This window comes from Sphingopyxis sp. USTB-05 (assembly GCF_023822045.1).
GTDB lineage: Bacteria > Pseudomonadota > Alphaproteobacteria > Sphingomonadales > Sphingomonadaceae > Sphingopyxis.
Genome location: NZ_CP084712.1, coordinates 2615581 through 2637825 on the forward strand (window position 1 = coordinate 2615581; position 22245 = coordinate 2637825).

The following is a 22245-nucleotide window of genomic DNA, read 5'->3' on the forward strand; positions in this document are numbered from 1 at the left end:
TGATTGATTGGAACGTGCCGGACCGATAGGGGTTTCGCCTGCGAGTTGCAAAAACAAAGCAGCCGGTCCAATCCGGGTGGACGCTAGATAAGGTGTGGGACAAAGATATCAAATGAGCTGGGCTTTGTTCCAACAAACGGCGCGCGCGCGGCCGTTCTGGCTGGCGACCGCGAGCGGTGTCGCGCTCGCCGCCTGCCCGGTAATGGCCCAGACCAGCGAGGAATCGACCCGGACCGAAGACGTCGCGCCGGCACCCGACCTCCAGACGCCCGACGTCGCCCCGACGACATCCGACGCCCCCGCCGTAAAGGGTGAGGAACAGATCGGCTTTGCCGCCGACAACCTCAATTACGACGGCGACAGCGAAGTCGTCGTGGCCGAGGGCAATGTCCAGATGAACCGCGAAGCGATCGAAATGCGCGCGGACAAGGTCACTTGGAACCGGCAGACGGGCAAGGTTTTCGCCGAGGGTAATGTCACGATCAAAAATCCCGAGGGCGACACCGCCTATGGCGACAAGATCGAACTGACCGACACGCTGCGCGACGGCGTCGTCGAGAATCTGCTTGTCGTACTCGACAATGGATCGCGCCTTGCGGCGGTGAAGGGCACGCGGTTCGACAACGGCAATATCGAGCTGGAGAATGCCGCCTACACACCCTGTCCGGTCGAGGATGATGCGGGCTGCCCCAAGAATCCGAGCTGGCAGATTCGCGCGGTCAAGGTGATGTACGACCGGACGAAGAACAAGATCCGGTACAAGGGCGCGCGCGTCGAGATTTTCGGCCTGCCGCTAATTCCGCTGCCGGGGCTCAGTCATCCGGCCAACAGCGAGGCGGGAAGCGGCATCCTGGTTCCCGAAATCCGCCTCGACCGCAGCAACGGGTTCGAGATCGCGGTGCCCTATTATCTGCGGCTGGCGCCCGATCGCGACATCACCATCACCCCGCATCTCTATACCAGCGCGGCGCCGATGATGGAGGGCGAGTTCCGCGCGCTCACCGATATCGGCTCGTTCCGCATCAACGGCTATGCGACCTATGGCTCCCTCGTCCCCCTGCTCGGCGACGCCCCCGAATCGCGCAAGAGATTCCGCGGCTATCTGGAAAGCGCGGGCAAGTTCCAGTTCGATCCGCGCTGGAGCCTGACCTATTCCGGCCGCATCGCGACCGACCGCACGTTCATGCGCAGATACGACATCAGCCGTGACGACCGACTGCGCTCGACCTTCGAACTCGAGCGGATCGGTGGTAACAGCTACCTTTCGATCGCGGGCTGGGCGACGCAGACGCTGCGCCGCAACGACGAGCAGGGGCAGCAGCCGATCGCCCTGCCGATCATCGATTATCGCCAGCGCTTCGCCGACCCCGTGCTCGGCGGCCAGTTCGAGCTACAGCTCAACACGCTGGCGATCGGTCGTACCGCGGGACAGGATACGCAGCGGGCCTTCGCCGGCGCGCGCTGGGATCTGCGTGGCCTGACCGGGCTGGGTCAGGAAGTCACGCTGACCGCGATGGTGCGCGGCGACGTTTATCACAGCGACGAAAATCTGCTGACCGCCATCCCGGGCTATCGCGGCAAATCGGGCTGGCAGGCACGCGGGATCGCCGCGATCGCCGCCGATATGCGCTGGCCCTTCATCGGCGAATTCGCGGGCGGTACGCAGACGCTGACCCCGCGAATCCAGCTTGTCGCGACGCCGCCGATCAAGAACATCGACATCCCGAACGAGGATTCGCGCGCTTTCGACCTCGAAGACAGCAATTTGTTCGCGATCAACCGTTTCAACGGCCACGACCGGTTCGAGGACGGTGCGCGCGTCACCTATGGCGTCGAATGGAATTACAGCCGGCCCGGTTTCAACATCAACAGCGTCGTCGGCCAAAGCTATCGCCTGTCGGACAAGCCCGCGCTGTTCCCCGATGGCACGGGGCTGACCGACCGAACGTCGGACATCGTCGGACGCACGACGATAGCCTATCGCGACTTCCTGCGCCTGACCCACCGCTACCGGCTCGACAAGGATAATCTGGCGATCCGCCGCAACGAATTCGACGCGACGATCGGCAGCCGCTCGACCTATGCCGTGCTCGGCTATTCGCGCCTGAACCGCGACATCCTCCTGCTCGGCGAAGATCTGCAGGACCGCGAAGAAGCGCGCGTCGGCGGGCGCGTCGCGGTCGCCAAAAACTGGTCGGTGTTCGGCTCGGCAATCGTCGACCTGACCAAGCAGAGCGACGATCCGCTGAGCGGCGCCGACGGGTTCGAGCCGATTCGTCACCGGCTGGGCGTCGCCTATGACGATGAATGCCTGTCGATCGCGCTGACCTGGCGGCGCGACTATGCCGACACGGGCGACGCGCGACGCGGCAACAGCTTCTCCTTCCGCATCGCCTTCCGCAATCTGGGATTCTAACCGCAGTTTTCGGCCGGAAGTTGCCATCCCCACATTTTGTTATTCCGGCGAAAGCGGGAACCCAGTGACAGCGCCGGCTCGCTGGGTTCCCGCTTTCGCGGGAATGACGAATCTGGAGTAGGAACTGTCGGCTAAGGACCGGAAGCGGGCCTCCCGATATCGTCACCCCGGACTTGATCCGGGGTCCCGCTTGATTTCGAAGGCCGGTCGATGCGCGTAAAAGCGGGATCCCGGGTCAAGCCCGGGATGAAGGAAGTGGGCGATGGACCGTGCGCCCCCCCCCCCAAAAAAAACTGCCGATCCAAAGCGCCGCTTCATCGCAGGGGAGCATATGCCCTCGCGATCGAGCCTCTCGCCTACCAGCCTATCTTGACGCCGAACGCGCCGTTGATCGCCTCGCCCATCGCACCGTGGGTCCAGTATTTCTTGTTCAAGACGTTATTGACGTTGCCCGTGAAGGTCACTGCGCGTCCACCAATCGTCGTTGCATACTGAATCCCGGCGTTTGCGAGCGTCCGCGCCGGAATGAAGAGCAGGTTGCTGTCGTCGGTCGGCGCCTTGCCGAAGTAACGAACATTGCCATGCACGCTGAGCCCCTCGACCGCAGGCACCGCATATTCTGCGTTGACGAGTAATTGCCATCGCGCGGCCTGCGCTGGGATATTGCCGCGTAGCGCTTCATTGCCCACCGATACATCGCGCAAACTCGGGTCGAGATGCACCACGCCGGCCCCTAATTTGAGCCGTGGCGCCGCTCGATACGCGAGGATCGCTTCGACGCCCTTGTACAGCGTCATTCCGTCCTGGGTCAGCGTGGGTTTGTCGGCTCCGTCCGGCAACTGGTCGATCGCCGCGGCGCGTTCGACCCGAAAGGCCGCCAGCGTGAAGTCTAGCCCGTCCTTGGCATATTTCGCGCCGACCTCATATTGGCGGCTGAGGGTCGGCTTCAATATGTCGCCCGCATTCGCATAATCGTCGCTGACGCGCCCGCCACCCTCCATCGATTCGACATAGCTGCCGTAAAGCGAAACATAAGGCGCTGGCTTATAGATCAGCGCGAGGGTGGGCGTCGCAGCGGTGTTGAGATAGCCCGAAGCGACCTGCGGATCGCCGTCGACGTCGAGCAATTTGTAGCGCGTATAGCGCACCCCCGCGATCGCCTGGACATACTCGCCCAAATGCAGCGTATCGCTGATGAACGCAGCATATTGGCGGTCCTTATACGGGCCGCCCTTGGTCGAGAAATCGATGTCGCGCGTCACCAGAAAGGATTGTCGGCGATAGATATTTCCGTTGAAATCATTATTGTAATGGCTGTTCGCGCCATAATCATTCGCGGTGTCCATAAAGGAAAGCCCCGCGACGATCTCATGCTCGATTGGGCCGGTCGCGAACCGGCCCTGCAACATCAGCTGCGCGAAATGATATTGGTCGAGCTCGGCAAAATTGAAGGCATAGCCCCGGTAATCGCCGGCCTCGTTCAGGATTTCGGTGAACATCTTGTTCGACCGGTGGAGCTTGCGTGTATAGCCATAATCGAGGTCGAGCTTCCAGTTCGGCGCGACCTGCCAGCCGAGCCCCGTCGATGTGGCAAGCATGTCGGTCTTATAGAAACTGTTATCGACATGAAGATTGTCATAGTCATAGGTCGGGCGCGGCAGTTTCTTACCCGTATAGCGGCGCCAATAAATCTGGAATGGCTCATGCTCCAGATTGCTCTGCTCAAAGGTCGCGCGCGCGTACCATTGCACATCGGGGCTGATATCATATTCCAGCGCGAGCGCGCTTAGCCAGCGATTGACCCCGGCCTTGTTATACGCAGTGCCCTTTTCCCCAGCGATATTGGCGCGATAGCGGAGCCGTCCGTCGCCCGTCAGCGGCCCGCCGGCGTCGAGATGGCCATAAAGGACGCTTTCGGAGCGATAACCCAAGCTGGTGGTCAGCATTGGCTCGGCGGTCGGCCGTTTCGACCGATAGCTGATCACCCCGCCCGGCTCTCCAAAACCATACATGAAGCCCGACAACCCCTTGAGCGCCTCGACGCTCTCGACCGCCTCCAGCGGATAGTCGCCACCCCAATAAAGCAGCAACGGCACCTTATCGACGTAGTAATTGCGCACGCCGATCCCACGGATCTGCGTGCCCCACCAGTTGGTCGTGCCCGCGGTGGCAAAGGAAGACACCGACGGGTCGTTGATGAATATCTGCCCGATCGTCGTCGCCTGCCGCTTCGCGATATCCTCGGCGTCTATCACCGTCACCGAATAGGGGGTGTCGATGACCGCCTTGCTGCCTAAAGCGCCGCTGCTGCTTTCGCTCTGCATCAGCGTGCCGGTGACGACGATGGTGCTCGAATCCGAATTCCCTGCATCGCCCTCTATTTCGGCGGCCATCGCTGACGCCGGCAGTGCCGGGACCAGCGCTACCAGCGTCGAAACGACGATAAGCGGCGAAATTCTTCTTTGCATTTCATTATCCTGCCAGCGACCCGTTATCGCCAGCTAGGTTTGATGCTATTGCATGTCAATCGCAATTAATTGCTCTCCAAAAAGCGGGAACATTCGCGTCGACAGCTTCCGCGACGCAATTTTCGCATTCCCCCCTTGCATCGCGCGACATTTTGCATCACTAGGGCGCCCATGCGCGGCAACGCCCTTCTTCTTCTGCGACTTACACGCCCTTGGGCGTGACACTGGCTGCGCGCTAGTCGCGGCCACCCGCTCAAGGGTCCGATCGACAAGCACCGCAACCACCCAGAAGAAGCTATCCAACCATGACCATGCTCCGCGATCCGTCCGCGAAATATTCCGCTTTCCCGCAGGTTCCCTTGGCGAACCGCGAATGGCCCACCCGCGTCACGACCAAGGCGCCGATCTGGCTCTCGACCGATCTTCGCGACGGCAACCAGTCGCTGATCGACCCGATGGATGCAGAGAAAAAGACGCGCTTCTTCGACCTGCTCGTCAAATGCGGGTTCAAGGAGATCGAGGTCGGCTTCCCCGCCAGCGGCGCGACCGACTTCGACTATATCCAGGGCCTCGTCCGCAACGGCCGCATCCCTGCCGACGTCACGCCGCAGGTGCTGACGCAGAGCCGCGCCGACCTGATCCGCACCAGCTTCGACAGCCTGGAGGGCGCGAAAACCGCGATCGTCCACGTCTATAACGCGGTCAGCCCCGCGTGGCGCAAGATCGTCTTCGGCATGGAGATGGACGAGATCAAGGGCATCGCGATCGAGGGCGCAAAGCAGCTCCGCGACAATGCCGCGCGCCTGCCCGGCACCGACTGGCGTTTCGAATATAGCCCCGAAACCTTCTCGACCGCCGAACTCGATTTCAGCATCGCCTGCTGCGAGGCGGTGATGGACATATTGCAGCCGACGACCGACAAGCCGATCATCCTCAACCTCCCCGCGACGGTCGAGGCATCGACGGCGAACATCTACGCCGACCAGATCGAATATTTCTGCAAGAATCTGCCCAATCGCGACCGCGCGATCATCAGCCTGCACACCCACAACGACCGCGGCACCGGCGTCGCGGCGGCTGAACTTGGCCTGCTCGCGGGCGCCGACCGCGTCGAGGGCTGCCTGTTCGGCAATGGCGAGCGCACCGGCAACACCTGCCTCGTCACCATCGCGCTCAACATGTACACGCAGGGCGTCGATCCAGAGCTCGACTTCTCGAACATCGACGAGGTCATCCAGACGGTCGAATATTGCAACCGCCTGCCCGTCCACCCGCGCCACCCCTATGGCGGCGAGCTCGTCTACACGGCGTTTTCGGGCAGCCATCAGGATGCAATCAAGAAAGGCTTCGCCGCGCGCGAACGCCAGAATGACCAGAAGTGGGAAGTCCCCTACCTCCCCATCGACCCCGCCGACTTGGGCCGCAGCTATGAAGCGGTGATCCGCGTCAACAGCCAGTCGGGCAAGGGCGGCGTCGCCTGGGTGCTCGAACAGGACAAGGGCCTGAAGCTGCCCAAGAAGATGCAGGCAAGCTTCAGCCACGTCGTCCAGGCGCTCGCCGACGAAACCAGCCGCGAACTCGGCGCCGAGGATATCTGGGGCGCGTTCGACCACGCCTATCTGGTCACGACAGGCAAGCGCTTCCAGCTCGTCGACTGGTCGGAGAGCCATGCGGGCACCGACCGCATCTTCGCCGGCAAGCTCACCATCGACGGCACCCCGCGCAGCGTCAGCGGCCGCGGCAACGGCCTGATGAGCAGCGTCATCGCCGCGCTCGCGGAGTCCGGCGGCCCGATCATGGACATCGTCGACTATAGCGAGCACGCCATCGGCCAGGGCAGCAATGTGCAGGCCGCGGCGTACGTCGAATGCCGCACGGCGGACGGGAGGAGCCTGTTTGGGTGCGGGCTGGATACCGACGTTGCGACGGCGAGTGTGCGGGCGATTTTGTCGGCGGCGAATGGGGCTTAAACGCTAATCGCGATGAAATATCGCCGGTTGCGATATTTCATCTTGCATTGTTGCCTCGCCCGTGCTTGAACGGTCCGGCGATGGTAGCTCATGATGAACCCGTCAGAAGCAGGGGCCTTTGGCCCTGTGGGAGGATTATCCTCCCGACTACCACCTGCGTCTCGGCCGGGGGTGGCTGCGCGCCGCGCCCGCCCGGGACCGGGCGCGGCACACCCGAGGTACAAACGTTCCGGAACATCGCTTTCAAACTGGCCTACGGGCGCCGACAAATTCGTGTCGGTGTGGCCGAAAGGAAAGCAACCAATGAGCTCCGACCCTCGCACGCAGCGGCATCGGCCGCCCGAACCCTCGCGATGGCTCCTTCTTATGAAGGTAATTATTGCGGTGGGTCAGGTGGTTTCGTTCGTGAAACATCTCTTCCACGAATGATGGATGACCTCGGGACAGCCGTACAATGACGAAGCGGCCTATGATAAATGAAGCACTCAGGCTTCTCCGCCTCTATTGTGGATTCTCACAAGCCGAGATGGCGAAGCGTCTTTCAGTGACCCAGTCCCTGATTTCAGACATCGAGGGCGGACGTAAGAACGTTACTATGGATTTGCTGCAATCATATAGCGACACAGTTGATGTTCGTATGTCGCAGCTGCTCTTTTTTGCCGAAGAGATCGAAGGCCAGCCAATCGCGCGACGTGGGCAACTGATTGTGGCTGATAAAGTCCTCAAGCTCCTTGAAAAGCTCAAGCCGAATGACCGTGAAGCGGCATAAGCAAAATAAGTATGAGCGCTATCCGTTCGAGAATTCACCTTGGACGCAGGATCTAGCGCAACGCGATCTCGCAGAACTTCTAGGTTGGAAAAAGCAGCAATTAGAGGCGCTAGTTCGAGACAAGGATCGCTATATTAAACGAGGCCCAAAGCTCATCGGAACGAAGACGAGGGAACTTGCCGTTCCTACGGGTAAGTTACGCACGATCCACGAACGCATAAAAATTCATCTAAACAAGATCAAGCAACCCGAGTACTTGTTCAGCCCCCGCAAAGGTCGCGCACAACGAGATAATGCTGAACATCACGTTGGCCAAAATCAGATTCTTAGCCTAGATATCAAACAGTTTTACCCCTCGACGACCGACGAGCATATCTTTCGCTGGGCGTATCACGTGGCAGGTCTACGGGCAGATGTAGCGGGCCTTTTTACCAAGCTAGTCGCCGTTGACGGCAAGATGCCTTTCGGATCGCCTGTCAGCCCCGTCCTGACCACTCTCGTTCATCGGCAGATGTTCGATGCAATCTCGGATATCTGTAAAGAGCAAGATCTCAAGATGTCACTATGGGTCGATGATCTTGTGATTTCTGGATCGTTCGTCCGAGGCAAAGTCATGGAAGACGTTCGCGCCGCAATTCGCCGCTTCGGATTTCAGACTCATAAGATACAGTTTCGCTCAACTGCCCGCCCGGTCCCGATTACAGGCGTACCCGTGACAAAAACAAGCATTGGCGCACCGCTCTCGCTGCACCGCCGCATCCAGTCGGGATATGCCGAATTGCGACAACGTTTGACCGACGCTCAGCGCACACAGGCGACTGACAAGCTGCTGGCCGCTTTAGGCACCTATCGATATCATTTGGGCGCATCGTCCGAACAAGGCAGACTTGCCGCAAATCGAATGAACGCCCTTCGAATGAGACGAGCGCGTCTCAAACCAAGGTACGTCACTTATCCTGTCGGCTCTACTCCGGACGAAACCTCTACAGAGATCGATGACGGCACTCCCCCTTGGGAATGACTATCGTTGCGTAGGTAATGCTGAAGCACCGCACCTAAGGCAACGCCAAGCAAAGTCATCCCAGCAACGACAAGCTGCGTCCACCACTTGCCAGCCTTTTGCTGTTCCAAGGCTCGATCATGCAACCTAATCGCCACGCTGACCAATTCTGTAACCTCCGAGGGCGTCAAAGGCCGACGACTAATTCGACTTTCCTTTGTTTCATCAATACCGTCGTCGGGCAGATACTCCGGTTCTGCATCAACGTCGAAATTGCGAGGGAACTGTCTCCGCCAGACCAATGAAATCTTATCAGCCTCAGAGGCCGCCCGAAAAAATTCCGGATGCTCCCGAAATACTATGCGCCATTTCTCGACCTCGTTTGTTGATCCTGAGATTCTTGCGGCCCATTTTTCGGTCGATAGTTTGTAGAACTTATATGTTCCTAGGACAGTAATAGCCGCGATAACGTCATTCAAGCGCCCATCAGACAGATACGGATTTGCCATTTCGCTCCCCCCTCCTGGACGAATTGCAAGAGAATCAACCTATAGGCAATAAGCTCTTTCCTACATTTCACCCATATGGTTCATTCTATCGGTTTCACCTAACCGAAAGGAAGAATCAATGGACGACACTACATATAATCCCGCCCATATCCCCGCCCCCACCAGCTATCATTGGACGCCCAAACTCCAGCGCGACTTTCTCGAGGCTTTCGCCACCAACGGTTCGGTGAAGATTTCCTCGGCAAAGGTCGGCATGTCGCCGTCCGCCGTCTATCAGCTCAAGCAACGTCCCGAGGGTGCGGCGTTCAAGCTCGGCTGCGCCGCGGCGCTGCTGATCGCGCGCGGGCGGCTGGTCGATGAGCTGCTCGACCGCGCGATCTGGGGGCATGACGAGACCGTCGAGCTGCAGCGCGAAGACGGCCGCAGCTTTGCCAAGCGCCGCCGTATCGACTCCCGCCTGGGCCTCGCGATGCTCGCACGGCTCGACAAGATGGTCGAAACGCGCGCCCGCGCCGGCGAGGAGATGCTGACACAGGTCATCGCCGCCGACTGGCCGGGCTTCCTGTCGCTCTTCGACGCCGCCGAAGCCGCGGCGCCCGCGAACGCCGAGGCTGAGACCGCAAAGGACGCCGGGGATGAAATCGCGCCGCCGTCCGAAGGCCTCGCCGCCGCGCTCGCGCTCTGGCTCGCCGCGCGCGACAACCGCGCCAACCCGCTCGGTGCGCTCTGGAAAAATACCCCGATCGCGAATGAAGTTGCGCAGATTTCCGCCAATCCCGCTCCCCCGCGCTTCGTCGCCCCGACCCCCGACGAACACGCCGCCCGCATGACCGTCTGGACCGATCACGAAACCGGCCGCCGGCGCACCGATTTCCCGCCGCCCGAAAATTTCATCGGCATCGAAGTCGGGAAATTCGGCGATTACAACTATGAACGCACGATGGACCCCGATGAGGAAGACGCGCTCGAAGCCGTTCGCGAAGCCGAACTTGCGCCGCTCCGCGTCGCGGCAGAGATCGCCCGCCGCGCCTTTTTGGGCCTGCTCGCCCCCGCAAATGACCCCGAGCCGCAGGGCAAAAATGCACGCAAAAGCGCGAGCGGCTGAGCCTCCCCGCCCCTGCGACCAAGCCATGGCGCGTTGACGGCCCGAAGGATTGGCGGAGGCCCCGACCGCATTAGCGGCGCGGCCCCTCCACCGTCGCCTGCTGCGCCCAACGGAAAGCAACGCGCCCCGCGCGCGCTGCCTCCCCATGTCCTGCGGGCAATGGGAAGACGTCCTGCGGACGGCAGGAGGCTCGATTTTCCATGCCTTACAATCCCCCGCGCGCGTCCCCATATAGGGGTTATCGCGGCACATACTTTCTGTAGGCCGCCGCGGCTGAGAGACCGCGCGCTCCCGCTTACGCAAGAGGAGGCGCCCGCATGAGTTCCGACACCCCGACCACCGGCCCCGAAACCCCCGCCGCCGCGCCCGCCCCGGGCCGGGCGCGTGCAGGCTTTGCGTTTCGCAGGCAGCGCAGCCCGCTATCGCGCGAAGAGGCGCGGCGTCAGGGCGATATCAGCCAGCTCGCCTTTCTCAACATGGGCGGGCGCGATCCGGCGATCGCCTTCCTCAACGCCGACGACGCCGAACTCGGCGGCCGCCCGCTCGCGCTTGCGACCGCCAGCGATGCGGGGTTCGTCCGTGTCGCCGACGCGATCCGGGCGCGCGCCGCGAACGACGCATGAGCCGCGCGATCAACCTCAGCCTGACCGAAAGCGAGGTGAACGCGATCTGCCACGCCGCGGGGATCGCGATCAGCGCGATCGAACCGCTGCGCTCGGGCGGAACGCGCCTCGTCTGCACGACGGGCGCCGGGGCGGATGAGATCCGGCTGCGGCTGGGTGGGCATATCATTGCGGGCGCGGTCGATCGCTATCGCTTCTATCGCCCGCCGCAGTAACAAGGGCCGACACGCCATAATAATCGCACCCAATTGGCTCATTTGGGGGAAATAAATGCGGGCTTTTCGATAGCAATTTCGGGTGTTCCGCCACGGAAAAATCCGCCGCATCGGCCGCGTGCAATTTTGCGATAATTTGGCTTGACCTTGACTTTTCACGGACAATCGCCCATATGGGCCGGGCTAACGTCGCATGCGACGGAAATTGACGGCCTTCCGGGGCACTATCTTCCCTTCACACGCTACCAGCTCCGCCGGTGCTTTTGCCGGTGGATTCCCGTTTCTCGTGAAAGGAAACACCTCATGGCCATCGGCACCGTAAAATTCTTCAATACCGACAAGGGCTACGGCTTCATCGAGAATGAAGACGGCTCGGGCGACAGCTTCGTCCACATCACCGCAGTCCAGGCCGCCGGCATGGACACGCTGAACAAGGACCAGCGCGTTTCGTACGAACTCGAACGCGGCCAGAACGGCAAGGTCTCGGCGATCAACCTCCAGTCGGCCTGATTATTGGCCAAAGAGGAGCTCATGACCTTCGAGGGGCAGATCGATGAGATTCTGCCCGATGGACGCTTCGGCGTCGTACTCGAAAATGGTCATCGGGTAATCGTCTACACGGCCGGCCGGATGCGGCGTTTCCGCATCCGGTCGGTCGTCGGCGACGCCGTGCGCGTCGAGATGACACCCTATGACCTGACCAAGGGCCGCCTCGTCTACCGCGAACGCGGGGGCGGGCCGGTGGTACCGGGGCAGCGCAAACGGCGCTGATCCCCACCATCGGGACCACATGAATTGATGGGTCCCCAACAACCAGAACACTCAAATCAAAGATAAAGATGATGACTATGTTTCAGAACAATAATTCGATTTTCCCCGCCCTGCCTGCGCTGTCGCTGGCCGGAAAGGCGCTGACGGCGAACTTGCCGCGCCGCCGCCGCCCGACGCTCTCGCGCCGCGAACTCCGGCGCCTCATCGCCGATATGGTCGATTGACCGAAAACGAGGAAATATGCGCATGTCGGCCAATCTGGATTTCTATCTTTCGCAGGCCGAAAAATGCAGGGTGGAGGCCGAGGCTTCGGCCCTGACACAGGTCCGCGACCGCAATATGCGCGCCGCGGCCGCCTGGCAGGCGATGGCCGACAAGCTCGCCCGCGCCGAAACTGCGCGTGCCGAACGAACCGCAACCGCGACCGCGCCTGCCAACGACGTCGCCGAAAAACTGCCGGAGAATTGACGCGGCCGCCAGCCGCGACCGCAAGCCGAACGAAATCACGCCATCCCGGAGAAAGCCCATGGATATGAACCAGCTCTTCTACCATCACCAGATGGCGTTGATCGAAAAGGCGGCGGTGCGGCGCAATGGTCTCCGCGCCCTCAATTTCGACCTGCCCGCCCATTATGCAAAGCGGATCGAGGCTTATCGGGCTCGCCGCGGCATGACGGCCTATTTTCCCGACGTCCCGGCCCTCTGCCAGAAATAAGGTTGGCGGCCCTTTAAACCGCAGCGCCCACCTGCACCATGCCGCGCAGCCGTTCGGCATCGCGCGAGGGCGGCAGGCCAAAGGCGCGGGCATATTCGCGGCTGAACTGCGACGCGCTTTCATAACCGACCGAATAGGCCGCGCGGCTCGCCTCGCTGCCACCCGCAAGCAAGCGCCGGGCCGCATGCAGCCGCAGCGTCTTCTGGAACTGCAGCGGGCTCATTGCGGTCGCCGCCTTGAAATGCCGGTGAAAGGATGCGGTGCTCATCCCCGCAATTTCCGCCAGCTTGGCGGTGGGAAGCAGCGTGTCGAAATGCTCATGCATCCAAAGGATCGCGCGCCGCACCCGCGACAAGCGGCTGTCCTCCTGGGCAATGGCACAAAGCTGCCCGCCGAGCGGCCCCTGCAACAGGCGATAGAGGATCTCTCGCTCGCGCATCGGCGCCAGCATCGCGACATCGTCCGGCCGGTCGAGCAGACCCAGCAGCCCCGCCCAGGCTTCGACCAGTTCCTCGGTCACCGACGCGACGGCGAAACCCGCAAGGTCGCCCGGCGGCGCATGGCCGATCGTCGCCGGATCCATGCTGGCGATCAGGTCGGCCAGCACCGCGCGGTCGATGCGCAGCGCCGCAGCGACATAGGGTTTGTCGGGAGTAGCCTCGACCACCCGGCCGACCGCGGGCAGGTCGAGCGAGGCGACAAAATAGCTCGACGCGTCGTATCGCAGCACCTGATCGCCGATCACGACCTGCTTCGTTCCTTGCAGGATCAGGCAGGTCACGGGTTCATAGACGGTCGCGACCCCGCTCGTCGGCGCGCATTGCGTTGCGACGACAAGCCGCGGCACTGGCGCCTCATAATAGGGAGAAACCGCGTGCCGCAGCACCTGTTCGCATATCGAGTCGAGCCGGTCTTGCATGCTCCCAACATCGGACGCCCCGCGCCCGCGCGCAAGGAGCGTCCCGCACACCATCTCCGCTTTGAGAGGATCAGGCAAGCAGATGCCATGATCGGGCAGCGAGGCCGTGAACACTGCGCCTATCTTGCCGGGGTCAGGGCACTCCCCTCCGCCCTGCCCTATCCAAGGAGTTCATCATGACACGGTTCAATGCCAAATCGACCACCGACGACGTGCTTTCGGGCGTCGACCTTTCGGGCAAGCGCTTCCTCGTCACCGGCGTCTCCGCCGGGCTCGGCGTCGAGACCGCCCGCGCCCTTGTCGCCCATGGCGCCGATGTGGTCGGCGCAGCGCGCGACCTCGCCAAGGCGGAAAGCGCGACCGGAGCCGTCCGCGATGCGGCAAAGGCCGGCGGCGGCAGCTTCGAGCTGATCCAGCTCGACCTCGCCTCGCTCGCCAGTGTCCGCGCCGCCGCCGATGCGCTCGTCGCCGACGGCCGTCCGTTCGACGTCGTCATCGCCAATGCCGGCGTGATGGCTGCCCCCTTCGGCAAGACCGCCGACGGCTTCGAAACGCAGTTCGGCACCAACCATTTGGGTCACTTCACCTTCGTCAATCGCATCGCGTCGTTGATCAAGGATGGCGGCCGCTTCGTCAGCCTGGCTTCGTCGGGGCACCGCTTCTCCGACGTCAACCTGGAGGACCCGAACTTCGACCGCGGCGACTATGAGCCTTGGGCCGCCTACGGCCGTTCCAAGACCGCAAACATCCTCTTCGCGTTAGAATTCGACCGCCGTCACAAGGATCGCGGCGTGCGCGGCATCGCGCTTCACCCAGGCGGCATCCACACCGAACTGGGCCGCCACCTCGACGAAGGCGCTCTCGAGGCGCTTGTCGAACAGATCAACGCCTCTGCCCGCGAAGCGGGCGGCGAAGCGTTCGAGTTCAAATCGATCCCGCAAGGTGCAGCTACCTCGGTCTGGGCCGCTGCGGTCGCCGATCCGGCGGAGGTCGGCGGTCGCTATCTCGAGGATTGCCACGTCGCCGAGCTTGCCGACGACGACGGACTGCGCGCTGGCGTTCGCGCTTATGCGATCGATCCCGACAACGCCAAGGCGCTGTGGGTGAAGAGCGAAGAGCTGGTCGGCGAGCGCTTCTGAGCCCGCCCCGGGGGGCGGCCCGTTCGCGGGTCGCCCTATTCGGCGGTCCGCTTCGCCCGTCGGCGGCGCCACAGGATCAGACCGCCGACACCAAGCCCGAACAGTCCGGCCATTCCGGGCTCGGGCACGGGCGTCGCACCGCCGCCGGTCGAGCTGTCGCCGCCGCTCGATCCGCCCGGGGGCGACGTCGTATAGCCGCCCTTGAAGGTGCCGATGTGCATCTCGCCATTCTGCTTGAGATTGCCGAATACCGCCGATCCCTGGATATAATTGCGCGTCTCGGCATCGGCCAGCGGCGCGAGCACCGACCCGCCCCATGCGGTGGTCAGCTTCAAATCCTCCGCCTCGGGGAAGTTCCAGATCACCCGCTCGCCCAGATTGTTCGTACCGCCCAGGAAATTGTCGTTGAGGTTGATCGACCGGCCGCTGACGTTGACGATCGCGGTGTCGGCGCCGTTCAGGTTGAACTGGATCTCACCGATCTTGTCGAGGTCGGCAGCGGTGATGTTGAACACGGCAAGCCCCTGTGCATTGGGCTGCGCGGTAAAGGTGCCGCGATTGCCCTGCACCGTAAGCTGACTGTTCGATTTAAGCGTGCCCATCTCGAACGACAGGCTGCTCATGCTGCCTTTGAGTTCGGTTTTCTGCTGTTGCAGCCCCAACCCAAATCCCGGATTGCTCGCGTCGAGGTTCGAAATCACGCTATTCTGGTTGACGTTGGTGTTGCTGATCGTCCCGCCGACCTTCACCGTCTGGTTCGGGCCGTTAAGGTTGAAGCCGCTCGACACATTGCCGCCGACCACCGCACCCGATCCGTTGTTGAGGTTCTTGTGGCTACCCGTGACATTGCCGACGACGGTCAGTCCCGGCTGGCCATTCGGCGAGGTCGTGGCGCGGATGCCGTAATTCGACGAATTGCCGCTGAGGTTGCCGCCGACGAAAGTGCGCCCCTCGACTTCGGACGAGGATTCAAGGTTCCCGAGTACCACCAGGTTCCATTCGCGCAGCGCGTCAACGCCGGTGATCGCCTTGCTTTGAGCAAGACCGGGCAGCGTCAAAGCGGTCGCTATGATCGCGGCGGGAAACAGGGAGCGGGTCGAGAAGGCCACGGGTTTATCGTCCAGTTTTCAATGAGAAGGCGCGGGCGCCCATAGGGCGTTCGTCGCTGCGTTTACACCGAAGTGCGACGGACCGTTGTCCCGTTCCGAAACAGCAGCTCAAAACCGTCGCGCAGCCGTGCCAAAATCGCGGCGGACGCGACGTCAGCCGATGGAAAAGAACCCGGTGACCGTCAAACGCCCGCGCCCGGGGTCGGCGGCCAGTCCGTTTTCCGGCGAAATCGCCCCGCTATGGAGGTTCCAGCTACGATAGAGCAGCGCGCGATTATAGCGCGCCGGTTCGGTGCGAATGCATTCGAACAGCGGCGTATCGCCCAATATATATTCGGGCGGTGGGACGCCTCCATGGCGCAATTCGATGTCGAGGTGCCGAAAGAACAGGTCCCGCTTCGCTTCATCCACCGTTTCGAAACCCGTCGAGCGGTGGCGGAAGAAAGCGGTCCCATCGCCGCCCGCCGGCGACAGATAATGGACCAGCGCAATACGATCCTCGGTGAAGGCATCGATATGCGGCAGGCGCTGCGGGACAGAGAGCGCGCTCGGCGGCGTCGAGACGATCGAGAAGCTCGCGTCGACGACCTGCACCGGCCCCGCCCGCCCGAAAGCTTTGGCAGCCGCGTCCGCGATGATGGGAAGCTGTGTCGCAAGATAATCGGCGGGAAGCGCCGCACGCACCCCCGGGAAATGGTTGAGCGCCGGGGTAAAATCGGCCGTCTGCGCAAAGCTCCGCAAGACATCGGCATCGGGCGCGAAATCGTCGAGGACGACAAGCGGCTGCGCCTCCGCCCCGATCGTCTCGATACGCACCGTCGTCATTCGGCGCACGCCCCGGCGCGCGCCAACAGGAAATCGCGTTCGCGCTCGTTGCTCGACAGCGCCGCTGCCGCCTCGAATTCTCTCTTCGCTTCACCCAGTCGCCCGGCGCGAAACAGGAAGTCGCCGCGCGCGGCGGGTAGTGGCGCATAATATCGGAGCGCAGCCGCCTGGGCAATCTCATCGACCAGCCGTAATCCAGCCTCCGGCCCGAACGCCATGCTATGCGCGACCGCGCGGTTGAGTTCGACCACCGGCGACGGCATCACCTGTCCCAGCCGGTCGTAGAGCGCAGCAATGCGAACCCAGTCAGTGTCCCCGGCCGAGCGCGCCCGGGCATGGCAGGCCGCAAGCGCCGCCTGCAAAGCATAGGGCCCGTCGGCACCGCCCAGCGCCTCGGCGCGCGCCAGCGCATTCAGTCCGCGACGGATCAGCAACTGGTCCCACCGCGCCCGGTTCTGCTCGGTCAGCGGTACGAACCGCCCGTCGGGTCCAGCCCTCGCCGCGAGCCGCGACGCCTGAATTTCCATCAGCGCGAGCAGGCCCGACACCTCGGGCTGTTCGGGCATCAGCCCGGCAAGGATGCGCCCCAGCCGCTGCGCCTCGGCACAGAGCGGCGGACGAACCAGCGACGGCCCCGTAGTCGCGGCATAGCCTTCGTTGAAGATGAGATAGACGACCTCCAGCACCGATCCGAGCCGCGCTTGAAGCTCCGCGCCGCGCGGCACTTCGAACGCCACCCCCGCCTTCGCTATCGCCTTTTTCGCCCGCGTAATCCGCGCCGCAATCGCGGCTTCGTTCGACAGGAACGCGCGCGCGATTTCTTCGACCGTCAGCCCACCGACCAGCCGCAGCGTCAGCGCCGCGCGCCCCTCGGGCGAAATGACGGGATGACAGGCGGCGAAGATCAGCCCGAGCAATTCGTCGCCCAGCGGGTCGTCGAGCGCCGCCTCGACCGCCTCCGCGCTCATGTCGCGCTCCTCGTCCAGTTCGCGGGCGATTTCGGCATGTTTTCGCTCCCGCATCGCATGGTGCCGCACCCCGTCGATCAGGCGCCGTTTCGCCGCAGCGGTCAGCCAGGCGCCCGGATTGCCCGGCACCCCCGACTTCGGCCATTCGGTCAGCGCGATCAGCAGCGCCTCCTGCGCCAGTTCCTCGGCCCGGTCGACGTCGCGCGTCGTCCGGGCGAGCGCGGCGATCAGCCGCGCTCGCTCGATCCGGAACACCGCCTCGATCGCTCGGTGGGTTTCATCGGCCGCCATGCCTGCCTTCTCGGGCACCGAAGCGTCAGAGGCAAGCATGGCAGCGGGCGCGACCTATTCGCCGCTCAGCTTCTCGCGCAGCTTCTGTTCCTGCTCGGCGAGTTCGGGCGTCAACGCCTCGCCGAAATCCTCCATCTCGTAAAAGGGACGGATTTCGAGATCGCTCGGCCCAGGCATCGGGTTCGGACAACGCTTCGCCCAGGCGACCGCCTCGTCCATGTCCTTGACCTCCCAGACCCAATAGCCCGCGACGAGTTCGCGCGTTTCGGCAAAGGGCCCGTCGATCACCGTCCGGCTCGCGCCGTCGAACGCGATCCGCTTGCCGAACGACGAGGGCTTCAGCCCGTCGCCGTCGACCATCACGCCGGCATTGACCAGTTCCTCGTTATACTTGCCCATCGCCTCGAACATTGCGGTCATGTCCTCGGTCGGCGGCAGGCCCTTTTCGCTGTCTTCGGTCGCTTTCACGAAAACCATCACACGCATTTTCCATCTCCTTTTAGACGGGCCAACAGCGGCTCCTGCCAACACGACGAACGAGCCGCCGCCAAATCGACACGAGCTGAGAAAAAAATTTCAGGCTACCTCGGCCAGCGACTGCGGGGTCGAGAAACGCTGGCGATATTCATTCGGCGACAGCCCGATCAGACGGTGGAACAATTTGCGGAACGCCGCCGCATCCTCATACCCCACGCCCCAAGCGATCTGGTCGACGGTGCGCTTCGTGAACTCCAGCAGTTCGCGCGCCTTGCCGACGCGGATATGCTGGACATATTCGACCGGGGTCATCCCCGTCGCCGCCTTGAAGCGCCGTTGGAAGGTCCGCTCCTCCATTCCCGCCTCGCCGGCCATATCCGCGACCGCGACCGGTCCCGCCCCCCGCGCCTGCAGCCAATGCTGCACCTTCAATACCGCCTCGTCCCCATGCGTCAGCTTCGGCGCAAAGCTCGCATAATGTTTCTGCTCGCGTCCCGACGGGTCGATCAGCAGGAAGCGGGCCGTCTCCATCATCACCGTCGGCCCCAGCAGCCGCTCGACGATCCGCAGCCCCAGGTCGGTCCACGCCATCAGCCCGCCCGCGGTGACGATATCGCCATCGTCGACCACCATCCGGTCGGCCTCCATCCGCACGTCGGGAAAGCGGCTCCGGAACTCCTCGGCAAAGAACCAATGCGTCGTCGCGGGCCGTCCCGCGAGCAATCCCGTCGCCGCCAGCGCAAACGCCCCGCCGCAATTCGAGGCAAGCACCGTGCCCTGCGCATGTCGATCGAGCAGCCAGCGCGCATAAGGCTCGACCTCGCCCGGTTCGAGCAATTTGTGCAAGCTGCCCGGCGCGATCAGCACCGCGGGCGAATTGACCGCCGCTTCGCCCGGATGGCTGTCGTACCAGCGCGCAAAGCCGCCTTCATCCTGCAACCGCCAGTGACTGACGCGAAGCGGCCGCCGATCATGGTCCACCGCAAAGCGCCCGGCAACGTCGAACAGGTCGGTGATCCCGTGGACCATACCCATCTGGCAGTCGGGGTAGGTCATCATCCCGACCTCGACCAGCGGCACAGGGGCGGCGTCCGGCACCTTCAACTTGGGCATGTCGGCTCCTTTGTCGGAATCGGCCCGGATAATGTCGCGTCCGCCAATCCCGATCAAGCGCGCATCGCCGTATCTGTTGTTTCACCGGACGGACACCCCGCCCTTCAAGTCGAAAGGAACCATATCATGACCACCATCACCACCAAGGACGGCACCAACATCTTCTTCAAGGATTGGGGCCCGAAGGACGCCCAGCCCATCGTCTTCTCGCACGGCTGGCCGCTCAGCGCCGACGCCTGGGACGCGCAGATGGTCTTCTTCGCCAATCAGGGCTTCCGCACCATCGCCCATGACCGCCGCAGCCACGGCCGTTCGGATCAGGTCTGGGACAACAACAATATGGACCAATACGCCGACGACCTCGCCGAACTGATCGAACAGCTCGACCTGAAAGACGTCATCCTCGTCGGCCACTCGACCGGCGGCGGCGAAGTCACCCGCTATATCGGCCGTCACGGAACGAGCCGCGTCGCCAAGGTCGCGCTGATCGGCGCCGTCCCCCCGCTGATGCTCAAGACCGAAGCCAACCCCGGCGGCCTGCCGCTGGACGTCTTCGACGGTATCCGCAAGGGCACGTTCGACAACCGTCCCCATTTCTTCAAGGATCTGACCCTGCCCTTCTACGGCTATAACCGCGACGGCGCGGTGGTCAGCGAAGCGGTGCGCGACGACTTCGTGCGGCAGGGCATGAACGGCGGCCTCAAGGGCCTGCTCGACAGCATCCGCGCCTTTTCGGAAAGCGACTTCAACGAGGACCTCAAGAAATTCGACAAGCCGACGCTCGTCCTCCACGGCGATGACGACCAGATCGTGCCGATCGGCGCCGCGGCGCTCTCGACTGTCAAGATCGTTAAGCAGGCGGTGCTCAAGGTCTACAAGGGCGGCAGCCACGGCCTGACGATCACCGAACAGGATCGCTTCAACGCCGATCTTCTCGAATTCATCAACAGCTGATAAGGAAGAGGCGCGGGCCCCCGACCGCGCCTCCTCACTTATAAAGGAGACGTGTCATGATCCTCGGTTTGACCATCCCGCAATTCACCGCGCTGCATGTCTTGATCAGTTTCGTCGGCATCGGCGCGGGCCTCATCGCCCTTCCCGCTTTCGCCCGCGGCCGTATCCTGCCCCGCACCAACGCAATCTTCCTGTGGTTCACCCTGCTCACCAGCCTCACCGGCTTCCTCTTCCCGATCATCGCCTTCACCCCGGCGCTCGGCACGGGAATCCTCTCGACGCTGATCCTCGTCGCAGCCTTCTGGGCCTGGTACGGCCGCAAGCTCGCCGGCCGCGCCGCCACCGTCTATGCGGTCAGTGCCACCGCCGCGCTCTACCTCAACCTTTTCGTGCTGGTCGTGCAGTCTTTCCTCAAGGTTCCGGCGCTCAACGCGCTGGCGCCGAACGGCACCGAACCGCCGTTTGCCGCAGCGCAGGGCGCGCTGCTCCTCGCCGCAATCCTCTTCGGATATTTCGCAGTCAAAGCGAGCCGGCGTCCGACTGCGGCCTGATTGCAACGCCAATCCTACCCAAGGGCGGCCCCACGGCCGCCCTTTTTGCATCACGCCCACAGCGCGTTGAGCGCAATCACGATCGCGACTTCGGTGAAATTGCCGAGCCCGTGCGCGACGATCGGAGCGAGCAGGCTGCGCGACCGCTCCATCAGCCAGACATAGGTAAGCCCCCATGCAAAGGCATAGATCTGCTGCGCCATTGCCTGGTGAAAGGGATTGACGGTGAACGACTCCCAGTGCGCCAGCCCGAACATCAACGCGACCAGATAGGCGGCGACGGGCAGATCGAGCGATCCGATCCGCAGCCGTCCGGGCACGAGCACGACGAGCATCCCGACCAGCAGCCCGCGAAAGATCGTCTCCTCCGCCAGTCCCGTCGTAATCATCCCGAGCAGATAACCCGCGGAATCGAGCGGTGCTTTCGAATAGCTCATGTCGGGCGCCGTCTGCGCTGCGAGTGCGGGCCAGTAATCGGCGACCAGCATCACAAGGCCCATCCCGACCCCGATCAGCGCCGCGACACCCGCATAACTCGCGCCCGGCGGCCAGCGCAGATGCGGATCGGTAGCGGGCAGCAATCGGCGCATGACGAGGACTGCGGCTAGACCGAGCAGCGCCTGAAAGGCGATCGCAAGAAGCAGAAAGACCGACACATAACCATCCCACAGCGGCGTCCCCGCACGATAGATTTCTCGCGCGGGAATACGGCCGAGTTCGAGAATGACCTGCATCAGCACCGCCGCCAGCACGATCGGCCAGAAGCGGAAACGAAAACCGGAAAGCGCCACCAAGGGGCGCGGCGAAGCGGGGGATGGATTTGTCATGCACCGAGTCTAGGCTGGAAGGGCCCGGCGCTTCTTGAACTAATGTGATGCTTAGTAGCGGGTTTCGACCGATCGCTGCCCTCCACATCCTCGTCACCCCGGACTTGATCCGGGGTCCCGCCTGATACCGAAGCCAATGGGTGAGTCGAAAAAGCGGGATCCCGGGTCAAGCCCGGGATGACGAATGGTGGGTATCGACCAGAAGCCCCCTATCTTTCTTCGTCATCCCGGACTTGATCCGGGATCCATAGCCGCACCATCGTCATGGACCCCGGATCAAGTTCGGCGTGACGAGGGTGACGATTGAATGGCAGCGTCCCACCCCAACACCGACATCAACCACGCGCAAAAAAACGCTGTCCTACATTCCCCCGCCGTGCCAGCCTCCGCTCAGCTCTTTGAAATCGTCGACTTCCGCAGCCGCTCCTGAACGACAAGAGAATTTTTTCGGCGCGCACCGGCTTATCGTTTCTCGCCCTAAGTTCACTAAGGACACAATTTCGATGCACGC

23 protein-coding genes and 1 pseudogene are annotated in these 22245 nt (G+C 62.8%); 15 read left to right on the top strand and 9 right to left on the bottom strand.

All coding sequences use genetic code 11. The features are described 5' to 3' along the window. Positions 1-112 precede the first annotated feature (112 nt). Positions 113-2416, top strand: coding sequence for an LPS-assembly protein LptD (gene lptD, locus KEC45_RS12110; RefSeq protein ID WP_252171077.1), 2304 nt, complete (start codon positions 113-115; stop codon positions 2414-2416). Between the two features lie 356 nt (positions 2417-2772). Here lptD and KEC45_RS12115 read toward each other — a convergent pair whose 3' ends face one another. Then, positions 2773-4884: a TonB-dependent siderophore receptor gene (locus KEC45_RS12115; RefSeq protein WP_062178979.1), complete on the bottom strand. Its 2112-nt coding sequence runs from the start codon at positions 4882-4884 to the stop codon at positions 2773-2775. A gap of 305 nt (positions 4885-5189) precedes the next feature. Between KEC45_RS12115 and leuA the strand changes: the two genes are divergently transcribed. From leuA to KEC45_RS12130, 3 genes are all read left to right on the top strand, one after another. Next, positions 5190-6854 carry a 2-isopropylmalate synthase gene (leuA, locus tag KEC45_RS12120; protein ID WP_062178973.1) on the top strand — a complete coding sequence of 555 codons (1665 nt, stop codon included), beginning with the start codon at positions 5190-5192 and terminating at the stop codon, positions 6852-6854. Between the two features lie 469 nt (positions 6855-7323). Continuing rightward, the gene (locus KEC45_RS12125) at positions 7324-7623 is read left to right on the top strand and encodes a helix-turn-helix domain-containing protein (protein ID WP_238586593.1); all 300 of its coding nucleotides are present in this window, start codon (positions 7324-7326) and stop codon (positions 7621-7623) included. Beyond that, positions 7604-8644, top strand: coding sequence for a reverse transcriptase family protein (locus tag KEC45_RS12130; protein ID WP_252171078.1), 1041 nt, complete (start codon positions 7604-7606; stop codon positions 8642-8644). The genes KEC45_RS12125 and KEC45_RS12130 overlap by 20 nt, the downstream gene beginning before the upstream one ends. Here KEC45_RS12130 and KEC45_RS12135 read toward each other — a convergent pair. Continuing rightward, entirely contained in the window at positions 8575-9132 is a 558-nt protein-coding gene (locus KEC45_RS12135) for an N-carbamoyl-L-amino acid amidohydrolase (protein WP_152682309.1), read from the bottom strand. The genes KEC45_RS12130 and KEC45_RS12135 overlap by 70 nt on opposite strands. Positions 9133-9250: 118 nt before the next feature. On the opposite strand from KEC45_RS12135, the gene KEC45_RS12140 reads away from it, so the two are divergent. The 8 genes from KEC45_RS12140 (at position 9251) to KEC45_RS12175 (ending at position 12561) form a co-directional block, all read left to right on the top strand. Next, complete coding sequence (locus KEC45_RS12140) at positions 9251-10237, top strand: hypothetical protein (RefSeq protein WP_062178965.1); 987 nt, start codon at positions 9251-9253, stop codon at positions 10235-10237. A 317-nt stretch (positions 10238-10554) separates the two neighbouring features. Continuing rightward, on the top strand, positions 10555-10860 hold the full coding sequence (locus KEC45_RS12145; protein WP_062178963.1) for a hypothetical protein: 306 nt from the start codon (positions 10555-10557) through the stop codon (positions 10858-10860). Further along, a complete protein-coding gene (locus KEC45_RS12150) occupies positions 10857-11075 on the top strand; it encodes a hypothetical protein (protein WP_062178960.1) in 219 nt (72 codons plus the stop codon). The genes KEC45_RS12145 and KEC45_RS12150 overlap by 4 nt, the downstream gene beginning before the upstream one ends. A gap of 303 nt (positions 11076-11378) precedes the next feature. After that, the gene (locus KEC45_RS12155) at positions 11379-11585 is read left to right on the top strand and encodes a cold-shock protein (RefSeq protein WP_062178958.1); all 207 of its coding nucleotides are present in this window, start codon (positions 11379-11381) and stop codon (positions 11583-11585) included. Between the two features lie 3 nt (positions 11586-11588). Beyond that, complete coding sequence (gene infA / locus KEC45_RS12160; RefSeq protein ID WP_062178955.1) at positions 11589-11846, top strand: translation initiation factor IF-1; 258 nt, start codon at positions 11589-11591, stop codon at positions 11844-11846. 71 nt (positions 11847-11917) lie between these two features. Further along, a complete protein-coding gene (locus KEC45_RS12165) occupies positions 11918-12070 on the top strand; it encodes a hypothetical protein (protein WP_193749116.1) in 153 nt (50 codons plus the stop codon). Positions 12071-12092: 22 nt separating this feature from the next. Then, positions 12093-12314, top strand: coding sequence for a hypothetical protein (locus KEC45_RS12170; protein WP_062183695.1), 222 nt, complete (start codon positions 12093-12095; stop codon positions 12312-12314). 58 nt (positions 12315-12372) lie between these two features. Next, on the top strand, positions 12373-12561 hold the full coding sequence (locus tag KEC45_RS12175; RefSeq protein WP_062178953.1) for a hypothetical protein: 189 nt from the start codon (positions 12373-12375) through the stop codon (positions 12559-12561). Positions 12562-12574: 13 nt separating this feature from the next. Here the strand turns inward: KEC45_RS12175 and KEC45_RS12180 are convergent, their stop codons facing one another. Further along, positions 12575-13480 carry an AraC family transcriptional regulator gene (locus KEC45_RS12180; protein ID WP_062183692.1) on the bottom strand — a complete coding sequence of 302 codons (906 nt, stop codon included), beginning with the start codon at positions 13478-13480 and terminating at the stop codon, positions 12575-12577. A gap of 176 nt (positions 13481-13656) precedes the next feature. On the opposite strand from KEC45_RS12180, the gene KEC45_RS12185 reads away from it, so the two are divergent. Further along, positions 13657-14619: an SDR family NAD(P)-dependent oxidoreductase gene (locus KEC45_RS12185; protein WP_062178950.1), complete on the top strand. Its 963-nt coding sequence runs from the start codon at positions 13657-13659 to the stop codon at positions 14617-14619. A 35-nt stretch (positions 14620-14654) separates the two neighbouring features. Here KEC45_RS12185 and KEC45_RS12190 read toward each other — a convergent pair whose 3' ends face one another. From KEC45_RS12190 to KEC45_RS12210, 5 genes and pseudogenes are all read right to left on the bottom strand, one after another. Then, on the bottom strand, positions 14655-15692 hold the full coding sequence (locus tag KEC45_RS12190) for a choice-of-anchor A family protein (protein ID WP_238586718.1): 1038 nt from the start codon (positions 15690-15692) through the stop codon (positions 14655-14657). Positions 15693-15881: 189 nt separating this feature from the next. Next, the gene (locus KEC45_RS12195) at positions 15882-16553 is read right to left on the bottom strand and encodes a DUF6445 family protein (protein WP_062178935.1); all 672 of its coding nucleotides are present in this window, start codon (positions 16551-16553) and stop codon (positions 15882-15884) included. Continuing rightward, the gene (locus KEC45_RS12200; RefSeq protein ID WP_062183686.1) at positions 16550-17812 is read right to left on the bottom strand and encodes an RNA polymerase sigma factor; all 1263 of its coding nucleotides are present in this window, start codon (positions 17810-17812) and stop codon (positions 16550-16552) included. Before KEC45_RS12200 ends, KEC45_RS12195 begins: the two co-directional genes overlap by 4 nt. A 135-nt stretch (positions 17813-17947) precedes the next feature. Next, positions 17948-18298: pseudogene (locus tag KEC45_RS12205) on the bottom strand (YciI family protein); the annotation flags it as partial. A gap of 90 nt (positions 18299-18388) precedes the next feature. Continuing rightward, complete coding sequence (locus KEC45_RS12210) at positions 18389-19402, bottom strand: GlxA family transcriptional regulator (protein WP_062183684.1); 1014 nt, start codon at positions 19400-19402, stop codon at positions 18389-18391. A 126-nt stretch (positions 19403-19528) separates the two neighbouring features. On the opposite strand from KEC45_RS12210, the gene KEC45_RS12215 reads away from it, so the two are divergent. Next, on the top strand, positions 19529-20356 hold the full coding sequence (locus KEC45_RS12215; RefSeq protein ID WP_252171079.1) for an alpha/beta fold hydrolase: 828 nt from the start codon (positions 19529-19531) through the stop codon (positions 20354-20356). 56 nt (positions 20357-20412) lie between these two features. After that, positions 20413-20907: a hypothetical protein gene (locus KEC45_RS12220; protein WP_252171080.1), complete on the top strand. Its 495-nt coding sequence runs from the start codon at positions 20413-20415 to the stop codon at positions 20905-20907. Between the two features lie 50 nt (positions 20908-20957). Here KEC45_RS12220 and KEC45_RS12225 read toward each other — a convergent pair whose 3' ends face one another. Continuing rightward, positions 20958-21734, bottom strand: coding sequence for a CPBP family intramembrane glutamic endopeptidase (locus KEC45_RS12225; protein WP_252171081.1), 777 nt, complete (start codon positions 21732-21734; stop codon positions 20958-20960). Positions 21735-22245: the final 511 nt, after the last annotated feature.

Coding starts and splice junctions, on each gene's coding strand:
- lptD (WP_252171077.1), top strand. CDS start 113: ATGAGCTGGGCTTTGTTCCAACAAACGGCGCGCGCGCGGCCGTTCTGG.
- KEC45_RS12115 (WP_062178979.1), bottom strand. CDS start 4,884: ATGCAAAGAAGAATTTCGCCGCTTATCGTCGTTTCGACGCTGGTAGCG.
- leuA (WP_062178973.1), top strand. CDS start 5,190: ATGACCATGCTCCGCGATCCGTCCGCGAAATATTCCGCTTTCCCGCAG.
- KEC45_RS12125 (WP_238586593.1), top strand. CDS start 7,324: ATGATAAATGAAGCACTCAGGCTTCTCCGCCTCTATTGTGGATTCTCA.
- KEC45_RS12130 (WP_252171078.1), top strand. CDS start 7,604: ATGACCGTGAAGCGGCATAAGCAAAATAAGTATGAGCGCTATCCGTTC.
- KEC45_RS12135 (WP_152682309.1), bottom strand. CDS start 9,132: ATGGCAAATCCGTATCTGTCTGATGGGCGCTTGAATGACGTTATCGCG.
- KEC45_RS12140 (WP_062178965.1), top strand. CDS start 9,251: ATGGACGACACTACATATAATCCCGCCCATATCCCCGCCCCCACCAGC.
- KEC45_RS12145 (WP_062178963.1), top strand. CDS start 10,555: ATGAGTTCCGACACCCCGACCACCGGCCCCGAAACCCCCGCCGCCGCG.
- KEC45_RS12150 (WP_062178960.1), top strand. CDS start 10,857: ATGAGCCGCGCGATCAACCTCAGCCTGACCGAAAGCGAGGTGAACGCG.
- KEC45_RS12155 (WP_062178958.1), top strand. CDS start 11,379: ATGGCCATCGGCACCGTAAAATTCTTCAATACCGACAAGGGCTACGGC.
- KEC45_RS12165 (WP_193749116.1), top strand. CDS start 11,918: ATGACTATGTTTCAGAACAATAATTCGATTTTCCCCGCCCTGCCTGCG.
- KEC45_RS12170 (WP_062183695.1), top strand. CDS start 12,093: ATGTCGGCCAATCTGGATTTCTATCTTTCGCAGGCCGAAAAATGCAGG.
- KEC45_RS12175 (WP_062178953.1), top strand. CDS start 12,373: ATGGATATGAACCAGCTCTTCTACCATCACCAGATGGCGTTGATCGAA.
- KEC45_RS12180 (WP_062183692.1), bottom strand. CDS start 13,480: ATGCAAGACCGGCTCGACTCGATATGCGAACAGGTGCTGCGGCACGCG.
- KEC45_RS12185 (WP_062178950.1), top strand. CDS start 13,657: ATGACACGGTTCAATGCCAAATCGACCACCGACGACGTGCTTTCGGGC.
- KEC45_RS12195 (WP_062178935.1), bottom strand. CDS start 16,553: ATGACGACGGTGCGTATCGAGACGATCGGGGCGGAGGCGCAGCCGCTT.
- KEC45_RS12200 (WP_062183686.1), bottom strand. CDS start 17,812: ATGGCGGCCGATGAAACCCACCGAGCGATCGAGGCGGTGTTCCGGATC.
- KEC45_RS12210 (WP_062183684.1), bottom strand. CDS start 19,402: ATGCCCAAGTTGAAGGTGCCGGACGCCGCCCCTGTGCCGCTGGTCGAG.
- KEC45_RS12215 (WP_252171079.1), top strand. CDS start 19,529: ATGACCACCATCACCACCAAGGACGGCACCAACATCTTCTTCAAGGAT.
- KEC45_RS12220 (WP_252171080.1), top strand. CDS start 20,413: ATGATCCTCGGTTTGACCATCCCGCAATTCACCGCGCTGCATGTCTTG.
- KEC45_RS12225 (WP_252171081.1), bottom strand. CDS start 21,734: ATGACAAATCCATCCCCCGCTTCGCCGCGCCCCTTGGTGGCGCTTTCC.